The following is an 18035-nucleotide window of genomic DNA, read 5'->3' on the forward strand; positions in this document are numbered from 1 at the left end:
AATGGACGTAAGAAACTGCAAAGGATGCGGAAGATTATTTAATTATTATGGGGGCGTACCGTTATGTAAAGCCTGCAAAGATAAGCTGGAAGAGAAGTTCCAGGAGGTAAAAGAATATTTGCGGCAGAACCCGAATACTCCGATACAGGTTGTATCGGAAGATAATGATGTTTCTGTAAAACAGATTAAACAGTGGGTGCGTGAAGAAAGACTTGTCTTTTCAGAAGATTCACCACTTGGTCTGGAATGTGAAGGCTGTGGAACAATTATCAAAACAGGACGTTTCTGTGAAAAATGCAAACGTAAAATGGAAACGGACTTCCAGAGTGTAATAAAGAAAAAACCGGTGGAGCCTCAGTTGGATAAGAGACCGAAGGAAAGAGATAAGATGAGATATCTGTAACTGTAGATAAGAACTGCCGCAGTGACTGGTGGCAGTTTTTTCTTTTCAGAAGATAATATCTATGTTATACTAAAGAGAGTTTGTTTAGGAGCAGAGTATGATTAGTAAAGAACGCGTCAGACATATGACAAAGCTGTCAGAATTCGAAAATGAAGAAAGTAAAGCCTGCCAGAAAGCAACACAGTATTTCAGAAGAGATTATGTTGCCATGGAGTTGATAAAAAGCTTTTTTGCCGGAACCATTGCGTTCGGACTTCTTTTTGTGCTGTGGCTTTTTTACGACATGGAGAATCTGGTAAAGAAAATTAATGATATGGATATGATTGGATTTGGCATCCGGATTGTAATGGTGTATCTGGTATTTCTGGCTGCTTATCTGCTTATTACTTATATTATCTATAATCGCAGATATACAAAGGGGAGAAGACAGGTAAAGGAGTATTATAACAGACTGAAGAGGGTGAGCAGTCTGTATCGTGAGGAAGAAAATATATCTAATACGGATGACTGGGAGGTTTAGAATGACGGGTTTACTCGAACTGAAGGAGCGGTTAATCCGCTTTTTTGGAAAAAATGAAATATATGTTGTGCCGGTACTTAAGTTTATTCTGGCAACAGTGGTATTTCTGCTGATCAATCAAAATATTGGCTATATGACCAGACTGGCCGGACTTCCGGTAACACTGGTACTGGCACTGTTATGTGCGGTGCTTCCGGTCAATGCTATCCTGTTGTTTGCGTTCATTCTGATTGCTGCACATTTATTTGCACTGTCTATGGATGTATGCGTGGTAGGACTGATTCTTATGCTGGTTATCGCACTGCTGTATTTACGGTTTTCACCAAAAGATGGTTATTATGCAGTGCTGACACCGATAACATTTACATTACATATCCCGTATATCATGCCGATTTCAGCAGGACTGTTACGGACACCGGCATCTGCTGCATCTATTGTGAGCGGAACTGTGATGTTTTATTTCCTGAAGGGAATAAAGGAAAATGAGGCAGTATTAAGTGCGGTGGAAGAGGACAGCAATGCGGCTTCAAAAATGGTGGTAGCAATCAACCAGCTGCTGGGTAATAAGGAAATGTATCTGGTACTGGCAACTTTTATTGTGATTTTACTGGTGGTTTATGTAGTGCGCCGCCTGTCCATAGATCATGCATGGACAGTAGCATCACTGGCTGGTATTCTGATTGGACTTACTGTGCTGATCAGCGGTTTTGTAATGCTGGGCATCAAGGGACGAATCGTCTGGATTATTGTAGGAAGCGTAATTTCTACGGTGATTGCATTGATACAGCAGTTCCTGTTCTTTAACCTGGATTATAGCAGGACAGAACGGGTGCAGTTTGAAGATGATGAATATTACTATTATGTAAAAGCGGTACCGAAGATTTATGTTACAACCAAGGAGAAAAAGGTAAAACGTATCGCAGCCAAGGATGAGGAAAAAGAACGTATTTCCCGCAAAGCATTGGCAGAGGAAATGGATATAGACGAAGATTTGCTGAAATAAGACAGAGAGGAAGTGGAACAGGTGCAGTCATTTTTGACAGTGTTGGAAAATTTTAAAGAAAATTATCTGGCGTGGGTAAGCGTTTTGAACATTACGGTATCAAAGACTGATATTGTAGAAATGCTTATTATTGCGTTCCTGTTTTATCACGTCCTGAAATGGATTAAGGATACACGGGCATGGATGCTGTTAAAAGGAATTCTTGTGATTTTAGCGTTTGTACTTGTGGCAGCAATCTTCCAGATGAATACAATTCTCTGGATAGCAGAGAAGACGATTAATGTAGCGATTATTGCAATCGTTGTTATCTTCCAGCCGGAGCTCCGGAAAGCACTGGAAGAATTGGGACGAAAGAAATTTATTTCATCCCTCTTTTCTTTTGATTTTGGGAAAGACGGAGTGGAACGTTTCAATGACCATACGATTGGAGAACTGGTAAAGGCAAGCTATGAGATGGGTAAGGTGAAGACCGGAGCCCTGATTGTAGTGGAAAATGAAATTATGCTGACAGAATACGAAAGAACCGGTATTGCACTGGATTCCCTGGTATCAAGCCAGCTTCTGATTAATATATTTGAAAAGAACACTCCGTTACATGACGGAGCTATTATTGTACGTGGGGACAGAGTTGTCTCTGCTACTTGTTATCTGCCACTGTCTGACAGCCTGGAACTGAGCAAGGATCTGGGAACCAGACATCGTGCAGCAGTTGGAATTAGTGAAGTGAGTGATTCTCTTACAATTGTGGTATCAGAGGAAACCGGAAAGGTTTCTATTGCGATGGGTGGACAGCTGTACCGTAATGTGGATGCGGAGTTTCTGCGCAGCAAACTGAAATTTCTCCAGAGCAGCAATATCGAACCAAAGCGCTTCCAATTACTGAAGAGGAGGTTACGCAATGTTAAAAAAGCTGACAAAACTGGTGACGAATAATTTTGGACTGAAGGTTGCAGCATTATTCTTCTCTGTTGTGCTGTGGCTCGTTGTTGTCAACATTGATGATCCGACACAGGCGAAGAACTTTACCACGTCTATTACGATAACCAATTCGGATTATATGACACAGCAGGGCAAATACTTTGAAGCAAAGGACAGTAATCTGCAGGTAACCTTTAAGGTTTCTACTGTGCGTTCTGTTATGAAGAACTTGAGTAATACTGACTTCCGGGCAGTAGCAGATATGGAGAATGTTGAGCAGGTAGACGGTGTATACCGGGTACCGATTGAGATAACTGCAACACGATATGCGTCTGCGGTGAACTTCCAGGGCAAAACACAGTATATGGAAGTAAATGTAGAAGATCTGATGCTGTCACAGTTTTCTATTAAGGCAAAAACGGTAGGAGATGCAGCTGAGAATTATGCGGTGGGAGATGTGCGGGTATCTCCGAACATCTTAAAAGTAACCGGACCGGAATCGGTGGTGAATCAGATTGATCATGTAGAAGCAACCATTGATGTAACAGGTGCATCCGCAGACTTGACGGATAGTGTAGTCCCGGTTGTATATAATGCAAACGGTGAGGCAGTAGATACCTCAAAGCTGAATTTTAATATTGATAAAGTGACAATTTCGGCTACGATACTTAATATCCGTAACCTTTCAGTAGAAATTGAACCGAGTGGAACGGTTGCAGATGGATTTGTATGCACCGGAGTGACGATTAATCCGAATAAGATAGCGATAAAGGGAACACCGGAAGCACTGAACGCAGCCGGAAGTATTGTGATTCCGTCAGACCAGCTGGATATCAGCGATGCAACTGGCAATGTAGTGAAGACAATTAACATTTCTTCTTATCTGCCGGATGATGTAGAGGTGGTCGATGCTGACAATCTGAATGTTGAAGTAACCGCAGTGGTGGAGCAGATTGTGTCAGAATCTTATAGCGTACCGGTTGAAAACATTGCAATTCAGAATCTGAAAGAGGGTTATGAAGCAGCCTTTGCAGAGCGTACAGTTACAATAACCTTAAAGGGACTGCGGAATGATCTGGATAAACTTATGGCAGACAGCATTAAGGGAAATGTAAATGCAGCAGGGCTGGCAGAAGGTAATCATACCGTAACAGTTACCCTGGAGCTGGATGACAGCTTATATTCCGTAAATGGAACACAGTCTGCAGTGATAACCATAACAAAGAAATCAGAAGACACATCAGATACTACAAATACTGGAAATGACAATGGAACCCATACGGGTTCGAATGGTGGTACAGAAACGGGAACGGGCAGTACCAATGGAAATAATACGAATAATGGAAATTCGGAGGAAGATTAGAAAATGAGCAGAATGTTTGGAACAGATGGTGTAAGAGGTGTTGCAGGAGCGGAGCTGACTATTGAACTGGCAACAAAGCTTGGGCAGGCAGGTGCCTATGTGCTGACGAAAGAGCAGGAACATCAGCCGACATTAATTGTAGGATGTGATACAAGAATTTCAGGTGGAATGCTTGCCAATGCACTGATGGCAGGAATCTGTTCTGTAGGAGCCAATGCAATCTATGCAGGGGTAATGCCGACACCGGCGATTGCCTATCTGACCAGAAAACATAAAGTAGATGCAGGCGTTGTGATTTCCGCATCCCATAACCCAATGGAATTTAATGGAATCAAATTCTTTAACGGAGAAGGCTATAAACTTTCTGATGCATTAGAAGATGAAATAGAAGAACTGATCCACAACAATATGAAAGATGTTGTGCTGCCGATTGGTTCGGGCGTAGGAAGAATCGATTACCGGTTTGACCTGAGGGATGAATATGTTTCATTTATGAAGAAATGTGTACCGGTTGATTTGAGCGGAATGAAAATAGTGATAGACTGCGCGGAAGGAGCATCCCACTATACTTCTGTAAAAACATTAAAAGATCTGGGCGCTGATTTGGTAGCAATCCATACGAAACCGGATGGAACCAATATCAATGCCAACTGTGGTTCTACCCATATGGAGGAACTTCAGGCAAGGGTTGTTTATGAAAAAGCAGACGTTGGCCTTGCGTTTGATGGCGATGCTGACCGCATGCTTGCAGTAGATGAAAAAGGTAATCTGGTGGATGGCGACCAGCTTATGGCAATCTGTGGATGCCATATGAAGAAGAAAGGAACTTTGAAGAAAAATACCATTGTAGTAACCGTTATGACCAATCTTGGCTTCAGTCTGATGGGAGAGCGGGAAGGCATCCATGTAGAGAAAACCAAGGTCGGAGACAGATATGTCCTTGAAAATATGCTGGAGAATGGCTATAATATCGGGGGTGAGCAGTCCGGACATATTATATTTTTAGATGATAATACAACCGGTGACGGACTTCTTTCCGGACTTCATTTATTACAGGTAATGAAGGAAACCGGCAGGAAATTATCTGAGCTGGCAGAGGTGATGGAAGTATTGCCGCAGGCACTTGTGAATGCCAAAGTGCCGAATCACAAGAAAGAAAAATTCATGGAATATACTGAGATTGCAGAGGCAATCAAGGCATTGGAAGAGAAATTCAATGGGGAAGGAAGAGTGCTGATTCGTCCATCCGGAACCGAGCCGCTGGTAAGAGTTATGATTGAGGGAAAGAACCAGAGCGAGATTGAAGAAGAAGCACAGAAGCTGGCTGAATTAATTACCAACACAATGCTGTAATCAGGAGGGGAATAGAAATGGTAAGTCAGAAAGTTAAAATAAAGAATCCAACAGGATTACATTTGCGTCCGGCAGGAATACTCTGCAAGGAAGCAATGCAGTATAAATCGTTAGTAACATTTCATTATCGCGGAAATACCGCTAATGCCAAAAGTGTTTTAAGCGTACTGGGTGCGTGCATCAAATTTGGAGATGAAATTGAATTCGTCTGCGAAGGTGATGATGAGGACGAAGCATTAAAGGCAATGGTAGAAGCCGTAGAAAGTGGATTAGGAGAATAAAAGATGAAAAAAATACTGGTAACTGGATGTAATGGACAGTTAGGAAGAGCAATTCGCAAGGAATATGCAGCAAGTGATGTGGAATTTATCAATACAGATGTAGTAGAGGGAGAAGGTGTTGTATCTCTTGATATTACTGATGTAGATGCAGTACTGAAGCTGGTACGTGCAGAGAAACCGGATGTTATCATCAACTGCGCCGCACATACCAATGTAGACAAGTGTGAGGAACAGTGGGATCTTGCATATAAGATTAATGCAATCGGACCAAGAAACTTAAGTATTGCAGCAACCGAAGCAGATGCAAAAATGATTCATGTATCTACGGATTATGTTTTTGAAGGAAATGGGACAAGACCATACACAGAGTTTGATGCACCAAATCCGGTAAGTGCTTATGGAAAGACCAAGTTAGAGGGTGAAAACTTTGTAAAGGAATTTGCAAAGAAACATTTTATCTTAAGAACAGCATGGCTTTATGGGGATGGAAAGAACTTTGTCAAGACAATGCTGGCATTGGCAGAGAACCATGATGAATTAAATGTAGTCTGTGACCAGGTGGGAACACCTACCAGCGCAGTGGAATTAGCAAAAATGATTCATTATCTGGAAAGCACAGAGAATTATGGAACCTTCCATGCAACCTGTGAAGGAGATACCAACTGGGCGGATTTCGCAGAAGCAATCTTCAAAAGAGCAGGAAAGAATGTAAAAGTAAATCATGTAACCAGTAAGCAGTACAAAGAGATGAATCCGGCATCCGCTAACAGACCGGCATACTCTATCTTGGAGGATTATATGATTAAGCTTACCAGTGACTTTGTAATGGCAGACTGGCAGGATGCACTGGATGTCTATATGAAAGAACTGTTGGGATAATAGGTGAAAAAATGGAACCATTAGTAAGCGTATGTATTCCGGCATATAATAATGCGGAATACATTAAAGATACGATTGATTCAATTTTAAATCAGACATATCAGAATATAGAGCTTGTAATTGTGGATGATAATTCAAAAGATAATACTTATGAACTGATTCAGGAAATCGGGGATGAGAGGATTAAGCTTTATCATAATGATAAGAATCTTGGAATGTCAGGAAACTGGAACCGCTGCCTTTCCTTATGCACCGGTAAATATGCAAAGCTTGTCTGTGCAGATGATATTTTATCGCCGGATGCATTGAAGCGGGAAGTAGATGCTTTAGAGGCAAATCCTACAGCAGTGATTGCGGAAAGTGATACCAAGCTGATTGATTTAAATGGAAAAGGAAAAGGCTTTTATAAACGCTATAAGAAGAGCGGACTGGTAGATGGAAAAGAAATCTGCCGGAAGGGCTTCTTTTCACAGGATTATTTCGGAGCACCACAGGCAAATACTTTCCGGAGAGATGTGGCAGAGAAAATCGGAGGATTTGATACAGATTATACCTATATCTTAGACTATGATTTCTTTGTTTCCCTGGCATGTGAAGGCGATGTTTATATCATACACGAACCACTGAATTTCTTCCGTGTGCGGAAAGGTTCAAATACCGGAGAAGTTATGGGGGGCAACAAGGAAAAAACAAAAGTATATGTAGAGGAACATCTGCATTTACTGGAGAAAAACAAAGAACGCTTGAAACTGACACCGAAAGATATCAGACGCAGTGTTATGATTCGCAAGTTCCGCTGTTTTGCGGCATCTGTATATCTGAAACTGTTTGTGCATAAATAAGCGAAAGGGGACTAAAATGGATAAAATTGCAGTATTGATTCCCTGCTATAACGAGAGTAAAACAATCGTAAAGGTAGTAGAGGATTTTAAACGGGTAATTCCGGAAGCTGTTATTTATGTATATGATAATAATTCCAATGATGGAACGGACGAGCTCGCAAGAAGTGCCGGTGCGGTCGTACGTTATGAATATCAGCAGGGAAAAGGAAATGTTATTCGAAGAATGTTCCGTGAAATTGATGCGGAATGTTATATCATGACAGATGGAGATGATACCTATCCGGCAGAATCAGCACCGGAGATGATTAAACAGGTGCTAGAGCATGGAGCAGACATGGTAGTAGGAGACAGACTTTCTTCTACTTATTTCCAGGAAAATACCAGACCATTCCATAACTTTGGTAATTCACTGGTCAGGAAATCCATTAATCTGTTCTTCCGGACGGACATTAAAGATATTATGACAGGTTATCGTGCTTTCAGTTATCAGTTTGTAAAATCATTCCCGGTATTATCCAAGGGATTTGAAATTGAAACAGAAATGAGCATTCATGCAGCAGATAAGAATATGCAGGTAGACAATGTGATTATTGAGTACCGTGACAGACCGGAGGGAAGTGTATCCAAGCTGAATACCTATTCGGATGGATTTAAGGTACTGCGTACCATTGCAAGACTGTACCGGACTTATAAGCCAATGTCATTCTTTGGCATTATTGCATTTATACTGGCTGCTCTTGGAGTTGGTTTCCTGATACCGGTATTGGTAGTATATGCAAAGACCGGAATGGTGCCGAACTTCCCGACTTTATTTGCTTGCTGTTTTACGATATTGGCAGCAACCCAGGCATTCTTCTCGGGACTTATCCTGCAGACCATTGGACAGAAGAACCGGCAGGATTTTGAAATGGAACTGCAGGCAATCGAAGAGAGAAAGAAAAAACTGGATAAAGAATAGAACTGTTAAATTATGTACAAAAATGTGCACAAACTTCTAAAAAGTTGACAAACAAATGAAGACTGTGCCATAATAAAACGATTTTTAAATCAGGAGGAGAATAAGATGAGAACTTATTTAGTAACTGGAGGAGCCGGATTTATTGGCTCAAACTACATTCACTACATGTTTCGTAAATACGACAATGAGATTCGTATTATCAATGTAGACGCATTAACTTATGCAGGAAACCTGGAAAATTTAAAAGACATCGAGAACAGAGACAACTATACATTTGTAAAAGCAGATATTACAGACAAAGAAGCAATCCGCAAAGTGTTTGCAGAAAATGACATTGACCGCGTGGTACACTTTGCTGCGGAAAGTCATGTTGACCGTAGTATCAAAAACCCTGAAGTATTCGTTCATACCAATGTAATGGGCACTGCAGTTATGTTAAACTGCGCAAAAGAAGCATGGGAACTTCCGGATGGAAGCTTCAAGGAAGGTAAGAAATTCCTTCACGTATCCACGGACGAAGTATATGGTTCCCTTCCGGATGATGGAAAGAGCTTCTTCTATGAGACAACACCATATCAGCCACACAGCCCATACTCTGCAAGTAAGGCATCTTCTGATATGTTGGTAAAATCTTATATTGATACTTATCATTTCCCGGCAAATATTACCAATACATCCAATAACTACGGACCTTACCAGTTCCCGGAGAAACTGATTCCGTTAATCATCAACAATGCTTTACACGGAAAGAAACTCCCGGTATATGGTGATGGAATGAACATCCGTGACTGGTTATATGTAGATGACCATGCAAAGGGAATCGATATGGTTCAGGAGCAGGGACGTCTTGGACAGACCTATAACATCGGTGGACATAATGAGAAGCGTAATATCGAAATCATCAACATCATTATTGAAACTTTGCAGGAGATTCTTCCGGATGATGATCCAAGAAAAGCAAATGTAAGCAAAGATTTAATCACTTATGTGGAAGACCGTAAAGGACATGACAGACGTTATGCAATCGCTCCGGACAAAATCAAAGCTGAGATTGGCTGGGAGCCGGAGACCATGTTTAAAGATGGTATCAAGAAGACAATTGCATGGTATCTTGAGCATGAAGACTGGATGAACAATGTAACCAGTGGTGACTACCAGAAATATTATGCAGATATGTATAAAGACAAATAGGCTGTAATAAATAAGTTAATAATTGAAATAATAAAAGGCAGAAAGATTTATCCTATGAGAAAAGTCTTTCTGCTTTTTACTATCATATTATTCGAAGAGACAGTTGATGGTAGACTCTGCAGGTTAGTAACAAGATATGGTAGAAAATGGACCTGAGAAGATATATCTTGTGATTGCAAATATTACTTATAAGTAATATAATGAATAAAAAGGAAAAGGATGATGGCGTGAACAGAGAAACAGTAATGAAGGAGTTGGCCTTGTTACTGGATGATGTACTGATTCATCCTGCAGTTGCAGGGGAGATAAAGCAGTTGATTCTGGGGACGGGCAATGAGAAAAAATTTATAAAACAATTGACAAAACAAGTGGGATTGTTAAAAGAATATGGAATTAATGTAATTCAGCTTCCGCAGTTTGAAAAATTAAAAAACTATAGAGGTTTATATTCTATGCATTTGGAGAGTAATGTATATAATATTAGAATGTTATATACATATGGAAAAGATGGCGAAATTATACTGCATTGCTTTTATGAAAAAGAGGGCAAGGAAGTTACTGGCTATGAGAAACATGCACCAATTGCAATGGAAAGAAAACGGGAAATGGAGGTTTGATTATGAGTGTGAAACCAATGAAATTAAGTGAAGCTTTGGCTGACCTGACACAGGATTTCTCTTTAGCGGATGTTATAGCTACAAAATTACAGGCTAAGATAGCCATAGCAATTACAAAAAAGAGACTTGAATATGGAATGACACAGAAAGAGTTTGCAAAGAAATTAAATGTATCACAAGGCATGGTGTCTAAATGGGAAAGTGAAGATTATAATTTTACAATCGAATCACTGGCACAGATAGCAGAAAAATTAGAATTGAATCTGGAAATTTCGTTGACTCCGGAAAGTGACCAATACAGAAAAATTCAAAGAAGAGAATCAAAATGTGAATGGAATGGAAACATCTGGAAAAATAAGTACAAAGGAAATATTGTTGAGTTGAATAGGGCGGTGTAAAAATGAAAATAGAAAAGGCACTTGCAAATATACAGTTGCTTGGAACTCAGGTAAAGAAAATTGAATTTGAAAATGATTTTATTGTATTCTATGAACAGGATGATACAAAGAAATACCTAGATGTCAGCTACAACATTAAAGAATGCTCGTATGATGAAAAAGCGAAAGAGTATATTGGAATATTGGCATTATATATTGAAATGCAGGTTGAAAATGAAGAAAAGAAGATGAAGCTTGGAATGGAACTTCATGGTTGTTTTCAATCAAATGAAGTAGCGGAAACATGGGAAAAGGAATTTAGAGAATTATTACAGATAAATGGTACAGCGGCACTGTATTCTGTAGCAAGAGGATTAGTTATGAGTATTACGGGACAGTCGTATACAGGAGAGAATATTGTTCTTCCGATGGTTAATGTATTTCGACTTCATGGAGAAAATGAAAAGTAGATAGAAAGATAAGCGGATAGGAAAATACAAGACCTGTCCGCTTTTTTTGTGCGTTTTCGCCAGTATTTCCACGGGTACTACAGAAATTATTAAGGAAAATATAGATGAAAAATACGATGTAATATGTTATAATTAAATGATTTATTAGGTGAAAGAATGCGTTGGAGAACGTAAACAATATGATTAAGGAGGATTTTTCCATGAAAGGTATTATTTTAGCCGGAGGTTCCGGAACAAGACTTTATCCATTAACCAAGGCAGTATCCAAACAGATTATGCCGGTATATGACAAACCAATGATTTATTATCCATTATCTACACTGATGCTGGCAGGAATCCGTGAGGTACTGGTTATCTCTACACCAAGAGACCTTCCGGTATTTGAGGAGTTATTAGGAGATGGAAGCCAGCTGGGAATGTCTTTCTCTTATGCAGTGCAGGAACAGCCAAGAGGACTTGCAGATGCATTTATCATCGGTGAGAAATTCATTGGCAATGATGCAGTGGCATTGGTATTAGGCGATAATATTTTCTATGGACAGAGTTTCTCTAAAGTGCTTCGCAGTGCAGCAGAGCGTACAGAGAGCCAGCCGGGAGCAACCATTTTCGGATATTATGTAAAAGATCCAAGAGAATACGGTGTAGTAGAATTTGATGAGAATGGTAAAGCATTGTCAATCGAAGAAAAACCGGCTCAGCCAAAATCCAATTATGCAGTTCCGGGACTTTACTTCTATGACAATGATGTAGTAGAGATTGCCAAGAATGTAAAACCATCTGCAAGAGGTGAAATTGAAATTACAAGTGTTAATAATGAATATCTGAACCGCGGAACCCTTCAGGTTGAGACCTTAGGAAGAGGATTTGCATGGTTAGATACCGGAAACCATGACATGCTTCTTGATGCAGCAGACTTCGTAGCAGCATTCCAGAAACGTCAGGGATTATATATTTCCTGTATCGAAGAGATTGCATACAAGAGAGGATTCATCGATAAAGAACAGTTAGAGAAGCTGGCACAGCCATTACTTAAGACCGCATATGGTCAGTATCTGATGGACGTTGCTAACGGATTATAAAATAGAGTTGGGTATTATTGTAGAAAAGCGAGGAAGAGAAAAATGGGAAAAATCAAAGTAACAAACGACTGTAATGGAATCAAAGGATTAAAAGTAATTGAACCTGCAGTATTCGGAGATGCAAGAGGATACTTCATGGAGACCTATAACTATAATGATTTCAAGGAAGCAGGAATTGACTGTGAATTCGTACAGGATAACCAGTCTGCATCCAAGAAAGGTGTACTTCGTGGACTTCATTTCCAGTTAAACTATCCACAGGACAAGCTTGTGCGTGTAGTAAACGGTGAAGTATTTGACGTCGCAGTTGACTTAAGAGAAGGTTCTGAAACCTTTGGAAAATGGTTTGGAGTTACTTTGTCTGCTGAGAACAAGAAACAGTTCTTCATTCCAAAGGATTTTGCACACGGATTTATCGTATTAAGTGATTATGCAGAATTCTGCTATAAAGTGACTGATTTCTATCATCCAAACGATGAGGGCGGACTTCTGTGGAATGACCCTGACATCGGAGTAGAATGGCCGATGCCGGAAGGAATGACAGAGGCAGATTTGATTTTATCCGACAAAGATAAAGTATGGCATGGCATCAAGGCATATGCAGAGAATAAGAATAACTGCAAGAAAGACTGATAGACAGTTGAAGTAACATAAGGAGTAAATGATATGTCTAAGAAGAGACTCGCAGCCAGCCTGCTGGTGGTACTGTTTGGTATATTGGCGAACATCCTGGTTTTCAGATATGAACCGGCTTTAAGTGAGAAGAAGGTTACGGTAAAGGTAACACTTACATCCGATGAAGAAAATTATATGGAGATGTTCTATCTGACAGACGGACAGAAAATGCCGGATGATTTCAAGGCAGAACAAAGCAGCGGAGTGAATTATAAAAAAGCTGGAACAGAGAAAACGTTAGAATATGCCGTACCGGCAGATATTTCATATCTTCGCTTTGATTTGGGAAGCGGAGCATCCGAGACAACTATTTCCGGCATAACCATTGAAAGTAATGGACAAACTGCGGTAATAGATCAGAATGTTTTTTCAGAAACAGTGCGTCTGCAGGAAGTAAAACAGAATAATGTTTCAGACGGTATTAACCTGACAGCAGAAAAAGAGGATCCTTACCTGGTATGGAATACAGAGAACTGGGGAATTGCGAAGCTGGTAAAGGACAGCCTCTGGCTCCGGTATCTTCTGGTTAAAATCCTTGCGTGTGTTGTATTGGATATCATTCTTATTGTTGCATTAAAAGCAGGTAAAAAGCTGATTGTTCTTCCGAAAGAGGTGTATCAGAACAGAAAGCTGCTCTGGAATTTGTCAAAGAATGATTTTAAAACTAAATTTGCAGGTTCCTATCTTGGTATTATCTGGGCATTTATACAGCCAATTGTAACGGTAGTGGTATACTGGTTCGTATTTGAAAAAGGATTAAAGGCTGGCGGAATCAACACCAGAGCAGGAATTGATGTTCCGTTTGTACTCTGGCTGGTTGCAGGTCTGGTGCCTTGGTTCTTCTTCCAGGATGCATTAAATGGTGGAACCAACGCACTGATTGAATACAGCTATCTGGTTAAGAAGGTTGTATTTAAGATAAGTATTCTTCCAATTGTGAAAGTAGTATCTGCTCTGTTTGTACATGTATTCTTCGTAGTATTTACGCTGGTGCTGTATAGTGCATATCACTATTATCCGGATTTATATACATTGCAGATTGTGTACTATACCTTTGCCATGTTTATTATGGTATTGGGAATCGTGTATGCAACCTGTGCGATTGTAATCTTTTTTCGTGATTTAACACAGGTGATTAACATTGTTCTGCAGGTTGGGATGTGGATGACACCGATTATGTGGAACATTGATACCATGGAATTATCTCCAGTGCTGATTACCATATTCAAACTGAATCCGATGTACTATATTGTGGCAGGATACCGGGATGCGTTGATTAATAAGGCGTGGTTCTGGGAAAATGCACCACTGACTTTATACTTCTGGCTTCTGACAGCAGTATTATTCGGTATCGGAACCATGATATTTAAGCGGTTGAAGATTCATTTTGCAGATGTATTATAGGAAGGCATAGGATATGAGCGAAGTAGCAATTAGAGTAGATGATGTAAGTAAATTATATAAGCTTTACGATAAACCTTCAGACAGACTGAAGGAATCGTTAGGCCTGACACGAAAGAAATTATATAAGGAACATTATGCACTGCATAATGTTTCTTTTGATGTAAAAAGAGGAGAAACCGTTGGCATAATCGGAACCAACGGTTCCGGAAAATCTACGATTCTTAAGATTATTACTGGAGTCTTGAATCCATCCGGTGGTCATGTAGAGATTGATGGAAGAATTTCTGCACTGTTGGAGCTGGGTGCAGGCTTCAATATGGAATATACCGGAATTGAGAATATCTACCTTAATGGAACCATGATTGGTTTTTCCAGGGAAGAGATTGATGCAAAGATGCAGGATATTCTTGATTTTGCAGATATCGGTGACTTTGTGCATCAGCCGGTCAAGACATATTCTAGTGGTATGTTTGTGCGGCTGGCATTTGCGGTAGCGATTAATATTGACCCGGAAATCCTGATTGTCGATGAGGCGTTGTCGGTAGGAGACGTATTCTTTCAGGCAAAATGCTACAAGAAATTTGAAGATTTTAAGAAAATGGGAAAAACCATCCTTTTTGTCAGCCATGATCTGGGCAGCATCAGCAAATACTGTGACCGTGTTGTACTTTTAAACAGAGGAAAGAAGCTGGCAGAGGGTACACCAAAAGAAATGGTAAGCATGTATAAGCGAATCATGGTCAATCAGGATAAGGCGGAGGAAATCGCAGCACACCAGATGGACATGAGCTCCTTGGAAGAAGATGATGAAAAGGAAATCAAAGAGGCTGTCTGCGAAGGACAGTGGAAGAATCATTACAATCTGAATCCGGATGTGGATGAATATGGCAATGGTGCCGCTGAAATTGAAGACTTTGCTATAATAGATGAGAATGGTAATTATACCAATGCAATTGTAAAAGGAACACGATTCCGGCTGAAATCCAAAGTAAAATTTAAACAGGATGTTCATGATCCGATATTTACCTATACCTTTAAAAATATACAGGGTGTGGCAATAACCGGAACCAATACTATGTATGAGAAGAAGGATGTTCCATTGGCAAAAGAAGGGGAGACTTATGTTGCAACCTTTGAGCAGGATATGTTTCTGCAGGGAGGGGAATACTTATTGTCCATGAGCTGTACCGGATATCGTGACGGTGAGTTCCAGGTATACCACAGATTATATGATGTATGCAATGTGACGGTGGTTTCAGATAAAAATACCGTAGGTTTTTATGATATGAATTCTGTTACGACAGTGGAGAAGATAGATGAGTAAAAAGATAAAGGAAAGACGGCGGAAATGACAGAAAATTGTGGGAAAGTTCAAATTGACAGAAGCAGATATCAGGCAGAGCCTGTGTTTGGAGAACCGATTCCGGATAAAATGATGTTAGAGGACATAAAGCGTTATAGAAAAGACGGCCTGCAGGAAGTGATAAAAGAACGTAAGAGTTATAATTATTTATTCTATTTGTCGGAACTCCGCAAGAATATCATAGAATGGTATCCATTTTTCAGACAGGCAGAAGTGCTTGCAGTGGGTGCGGATGCAGGAATACTTACAGATGCACTGGCACAAAAGGCAGCGCACGTTACCTGCGTGGAAACATCGGAAACGAGAGCCGAAATGAATGCAGCATGGAACGCTGAAAAAGATAATGTCAGAATAATCCTGGGAAATTATCCGGAAGTAGAAGATAAACTCGGCAGCTATGATTACATTACGCTGATTGGAGAATGGAAATATGCCAGGTCCTATTATGAAAATTCAGAAGACGCATATAGAACCTTTCTTCTGGAACTGTTAAAACATTTGAAAACCGGTGGAGAACTGCTTCTTGCTACAGAAAATAAAATGGGAATGAAGTATTGGGCGGGCTGCCAGGATGATTATTATGGTGGTTATTACCGGGGAATTGAAGATTATCCGGGGGAAGATAATGTCCGCACATTTTCAAAAAAAGAACTGGAAGAGGAACTGAGGGGAATAGAGGGGATTTCCTGGAAATTCTATTATCCATATCCGGATTATAAATTTCCAATGGCGATTTATTCTGATGAATATCTTCCAAAAACAGATGAACTTACGATGAATATCCGTAATTTTGACCGGGATCGCTATGTTATGTTTGATGAAGAAAAGGCATTCGGAACGGTAATAAAAGAAGGGCTATTTTCAGAATTTTCCAATTCGTTTATGGTATCTATCAAAAAGGAGCAGTAGCATGAAAACAGTAGTATTCGCAAAATATTCAAATGATCGTGCAGATGAATTTGCAATATGTACGGAAATACTGAAAGATGAAAATGGAAAGAAGAGCATCCGCAAACGTCCGGTGGAAAAAGAGGGAATCCATCATGTGCAGGGCGTTTATGAAAACTATCTGAAGCTTAAGAGGCAGTATCAGAATGTTTTCGGTGTTGCAGCCTGTCAGATGGAAGCACAGGCGGCAGCGTTTGAGTTTGTGAAGGGAACTGCGTTATCTGCAATATTAGAAAACTACATTGAACAGGGTGAAAAAGACAGAATAGAAGAACTGGTACGGGATTATTGCAACCGGATAACATCAATAGAACCAAAAGCAATCTTTCATGTAACAGAGGAATTTAGAAAAGTTTTCGGAGATGCAACATTTGAAAAAGAGCAGAGTTCTGCTGCGGAAATAACAGATATCGATTTGATATTTGAAAATATTATGATAGATGCCGAAAGCTGGAAAGTAATTGATTATGAGTGGAGCTTTGCATTTCTTATTCCAGAGAAATTTGTAATATACAGAAGTATTCTTTACTGGTTTTTAAAACAGAATGTCAGCCAGTTGTTTACCTGGCAGGAGTTAATGGAATTAGTTTCGATTACGGAAGAAGAGGAAGAAAAATTCCGGAAGATGGAAGCAAATTTCCAAAAGTATGTCATTGGTGGAAAGATTCCAGTCCGGGATATGACAGAGTATCTAGGAACAAAAGCAATTCCATTTAGCGCGGTGTTACATCCGGAAACAGAAGCAAAGGACAGGATGCAGGTTTATTATAACAGTGGAAAAGGATTTTCAGAACAGAATTCCTATTTTATTCCGCATACGGATGAAGGGGAGATGGAAGAAATACGTATTCCTGTCAGCGAAAATGAGAAAGAAGTGCGCTTTGACCCAAGTATGGGAAAATGCGTTGTCTATATAGAATCCATACAGGATTCCAACGGAAAGAAAACTGCAATCAAGTGGAACAACGGAAGGTGGCTTTCTAAGCAGAGTATTCTCTTTGAAGAGGAAGATCCACAGATTCTCGTTGAAATAGAAAAAGGAATTTCCTATCTTGAAATAAAATGTATGGTGGCAGCCACAACGACTCTTATCACAGAACTTTCCGATGTGACCAAGTTCTATGATTATGGGAAAGTGAAAAAGACTGCAGAAGAGCGGAAAAATGAAATCGAAGAGCTGAATGAGCAGATTGCACAATATGAAGAGAAACAGAAACAGGGCATAATCCGGCTGGAAGAACAGGGCAGGCAGATAGATGAAATGCGTAAACTGATTATGATAAGGGAAGATGAACTGATGTATCATAAGAATGGACTTTGGTACAGATTCAAAAATAAATTACGCAATTGGAAAAACAGGATATTACATAGAAATCGGTAATAGCTAATGG

Annotated in this window: 20 protein-coding genes; all 20 read left to right on the forward strand. The window is 39.9% G+C overall.

What is annotated here, in order from left to right; genetic code table 11:
* Position 1 precedes the first annotated feature (1 nt).
* The 20 genes from DXB39_RS12455 (at position 2) to DXB39_RS12550 (ending at position 18025) form a co-directional block, all read left to right on the forward strand.
* Positions 2-403, forward strand: a complete 402-nt coding sequence (locus DXB39_RS12455) for a flagellar protein (RefSeq protein WP_117698439.1) — start codon at positions 2-4, stop codon at positions 401-403.
* A 97-nt stretch (positions 404-500) separates the two neighbouring features.
* On the forward strand, positions 501-923 hold the full coding sequence (locus tag DXB39_RS12460; RefSeq protein ID WP_117842149.1) for a hypothetical protein: 423 nt from the start codon (positions 501-503) through the stop codon (positions 921-923).
* A gap of 1 nt (position 924) precedes the next feature.
* Positions 925-1926 (forward strand): hypothetical protein, encoded by a 1002-nt coding sequence (locus DXB39_RS12465; RefSeq protein ID WP_117698437.1) that lies wholly within the window; start codon positions 925-927, stop codon positions 1924-1926.
* Between the two features lie 21 nt (positions 1927-1947).
* Positions 1948-2859, forward strand: a complete 912-nt coding sequence (gene cdaA / locus DXB39_RS12470) for a diadenylate cyclase CdaA (RefSeq protein WP_022244510.1) — start codon at positions 1948-1950, stop codon at positions 2857-2859.
* The gene (locus DXB39_RS12475) at positions 2825-4207 is read left to right on the forward strand and encodes a CdaR family protein (RefSeq protein WP_117842150.1); all 1383 of its coding nucleotides are present in this window, start codon (positions 2825-2827) and stop codon (positions 4205-4207) included. The genes cdaA and DXB39_RS12475 overlap by 35 nt, the downstream gene beginning before the upstream one ends.
* 3 nt (positions 4208-4210) lie before the next feature.
* Positions 4211-5560, forward strand: coding sequence for a phosphoglucosamine mutase (gene glmM / locus DXB39_RS12480; protein ID WP_117842151.1), 1350 nt, complete (start codon positions 4211-4213; stop codon positions 5558-5560).
* Between the two features lie 17 nt (positions 5561-5577).
* Positions 5578-5841: an HPr family phosphocarrier protein gene (locus DXB39_RS12485; protein WP_022244507.1), complete on the forward strand. Its 264-nt coding sequence runs from the start codon at positions 5578-5580 to the stop codon at positions 5839-5841.
* 3 nt (positions 5842-5844) lie between these two features.
* Positions 5845-6720, forward strand: coding sequence for a dTDP-4-dehydrorhamnose reductase (gene rfbD / locus DXB39_RS12490; RefSeq protein ID WP_117842152.1), 876 nt, complete (start codon positions 5845-5847; stop codon positions 6718-6720).
* Between the two features lie 11 nt (positions 6721-6731).
* The gene (locus DXB39_RS12495; protein ID WP_117842153.1) at positions 6732-7562 is read left to right on the forward strand and encodes a glycosyltransferase family 2 protein; all 831 of its coding nucleotides are present in this window, start codon (positions 6732-6734) and stop codon (positions 7560-7562) included.
* Between the two features lie 16 nt (positions 7563-7578).
* Positions 7579-8520 carry a glycosyltransferase family 2 protein gene (locus tag DXB39_RS12500; protein WP_117842154.1) on the forward strand — a complete coding sequence of 314 codons (942 nt, stop codon included), beginning with the start codon at positions 7579-7581 and terminating at the stop codon, positions 8518-8520.
* Between the two features lie 105 nt (positions 8521-8625).
* On the forward strand, positions 8626-9711 hold the full coding sequence (gene rfbB, locus DXB39_RS12505) for a dTDP-glucose 4,6-dehydratase (protein WP_022244503.1): 1086 nt from the start codon (positions 8626-8628) through the stop codon (positions 9709-9711).
* A 227-nt stretch (positions 9712-9938) separates the two neighbouring features.
* Complete coding sequence (locus DXB39_RS12510; RefSeq protein WP_022244502.1) at positions 9939-10328, forward strand: hypothetical protein; 390 nt, start codon at positions 9939-9941, stop codon at positions 10326-10328.
* A gap of 2 nt (positions 10329-10330) precedes the next feature.
* Positions 10331-10726, forward strand: coding sequence for a helix-turn-helix domain-containing protein (locus tag DXB39_RS12515; protein ID WP_117842156.1), 396 nt, complete (start codon positions 10331-10333; stop codon positions 10724-10726).
* Between the two features lie 2 nt (positions 10727-10728).
* Complete coding sequence (locus DXB39_RS12520; RefSeq protein ID WP_117842157.1) at positions 10729-11175, forward strand: hypothetical protein; 447 nt, start codon at positions 10729-10731, stop codon at positions 11173-11175.
* Between the two features lie 200 nt (positions 11176-11375).
* Positions 11376-12254 carry a glucose-1-phosphate thymidylyltransferase RfbA gene (rfbA, locus tag DXB39_RS12525; protein ID WP_117842158.1) on the forward strand — a complete coding sequence of 293 codons (879 nt, stop codon included), beginning with the start codon at positions 11376-11378 and terminating at the stop codon, positions 12252-12254.
* Between the two features lie 42 nt (positions 12255-12296).
* Positions 12297-12887: a dTDP-4-dehydrorhamnose 3,5-epimerase gene (gene rfbC / locus DXB39_RS12530; RefSeq protein WP_022244498.1), complete on the forward strand. Its 591-nt coding sequence runs from the start codon at positions 12297-12299 to the stop codon at positions 12885-12887.
* Positions 12888-12920: 33 nt separating this feature from the next.
* Positions 12921-14333, forward strand: a complete 1413-nt coding sequence (locus DXB39_RS12535) for an ABC transporter permease (RefSeq protein ID WP_243006045.1) — start codon at positions 12921-12923, stop codon at positions 14331-14333.
* A gap of 13 nt (positions 14334-14346) precedes the next feature.
* Positions 14347-15657, forward strand: a complete 1311-nt coding sequence (locus DXB39_RS12540) for an ABC transporter ATP-binding protein (protein WP_117842159.1) — start codon at positions 14347-14349, stop codon at positions 15655-15657.
* Positions 15658-15681: 24 nt separating this feature from the next.
* Positions 15682-16605: a class I SAM-dependent methyltransferase gene (locus DXB39_RS12545; protein WP_117842160.1), complete on the forward strand. Its 924-nt coding sequence runs from the start codon at positions 15682-15684 to the stop codon at positions 16603-16605.
* A 1-nt stretch (position 16606) separates the two neighbouring features.
* Positions 16607-18025, forward strand: coding sequence for a hypothetical protein (locus tag DXB39_RS12550; RefSeq protein ID WP_117842161.1), 1419 nt, complete (start codon positions 16607-16609; stop codon positions 18023-18025).
* Positions 18026-18035: the final 10 nt, after the last annotated feature.

This window comes from Roseburia sp. OM03-7AC, assembly GCF_003462625.1.
GTDB lineage: Bacteria > Bacillota > Clostridia > Lachnospirales > Lachnospiraceae > Roseburia_C > Roseburia_C amylophila.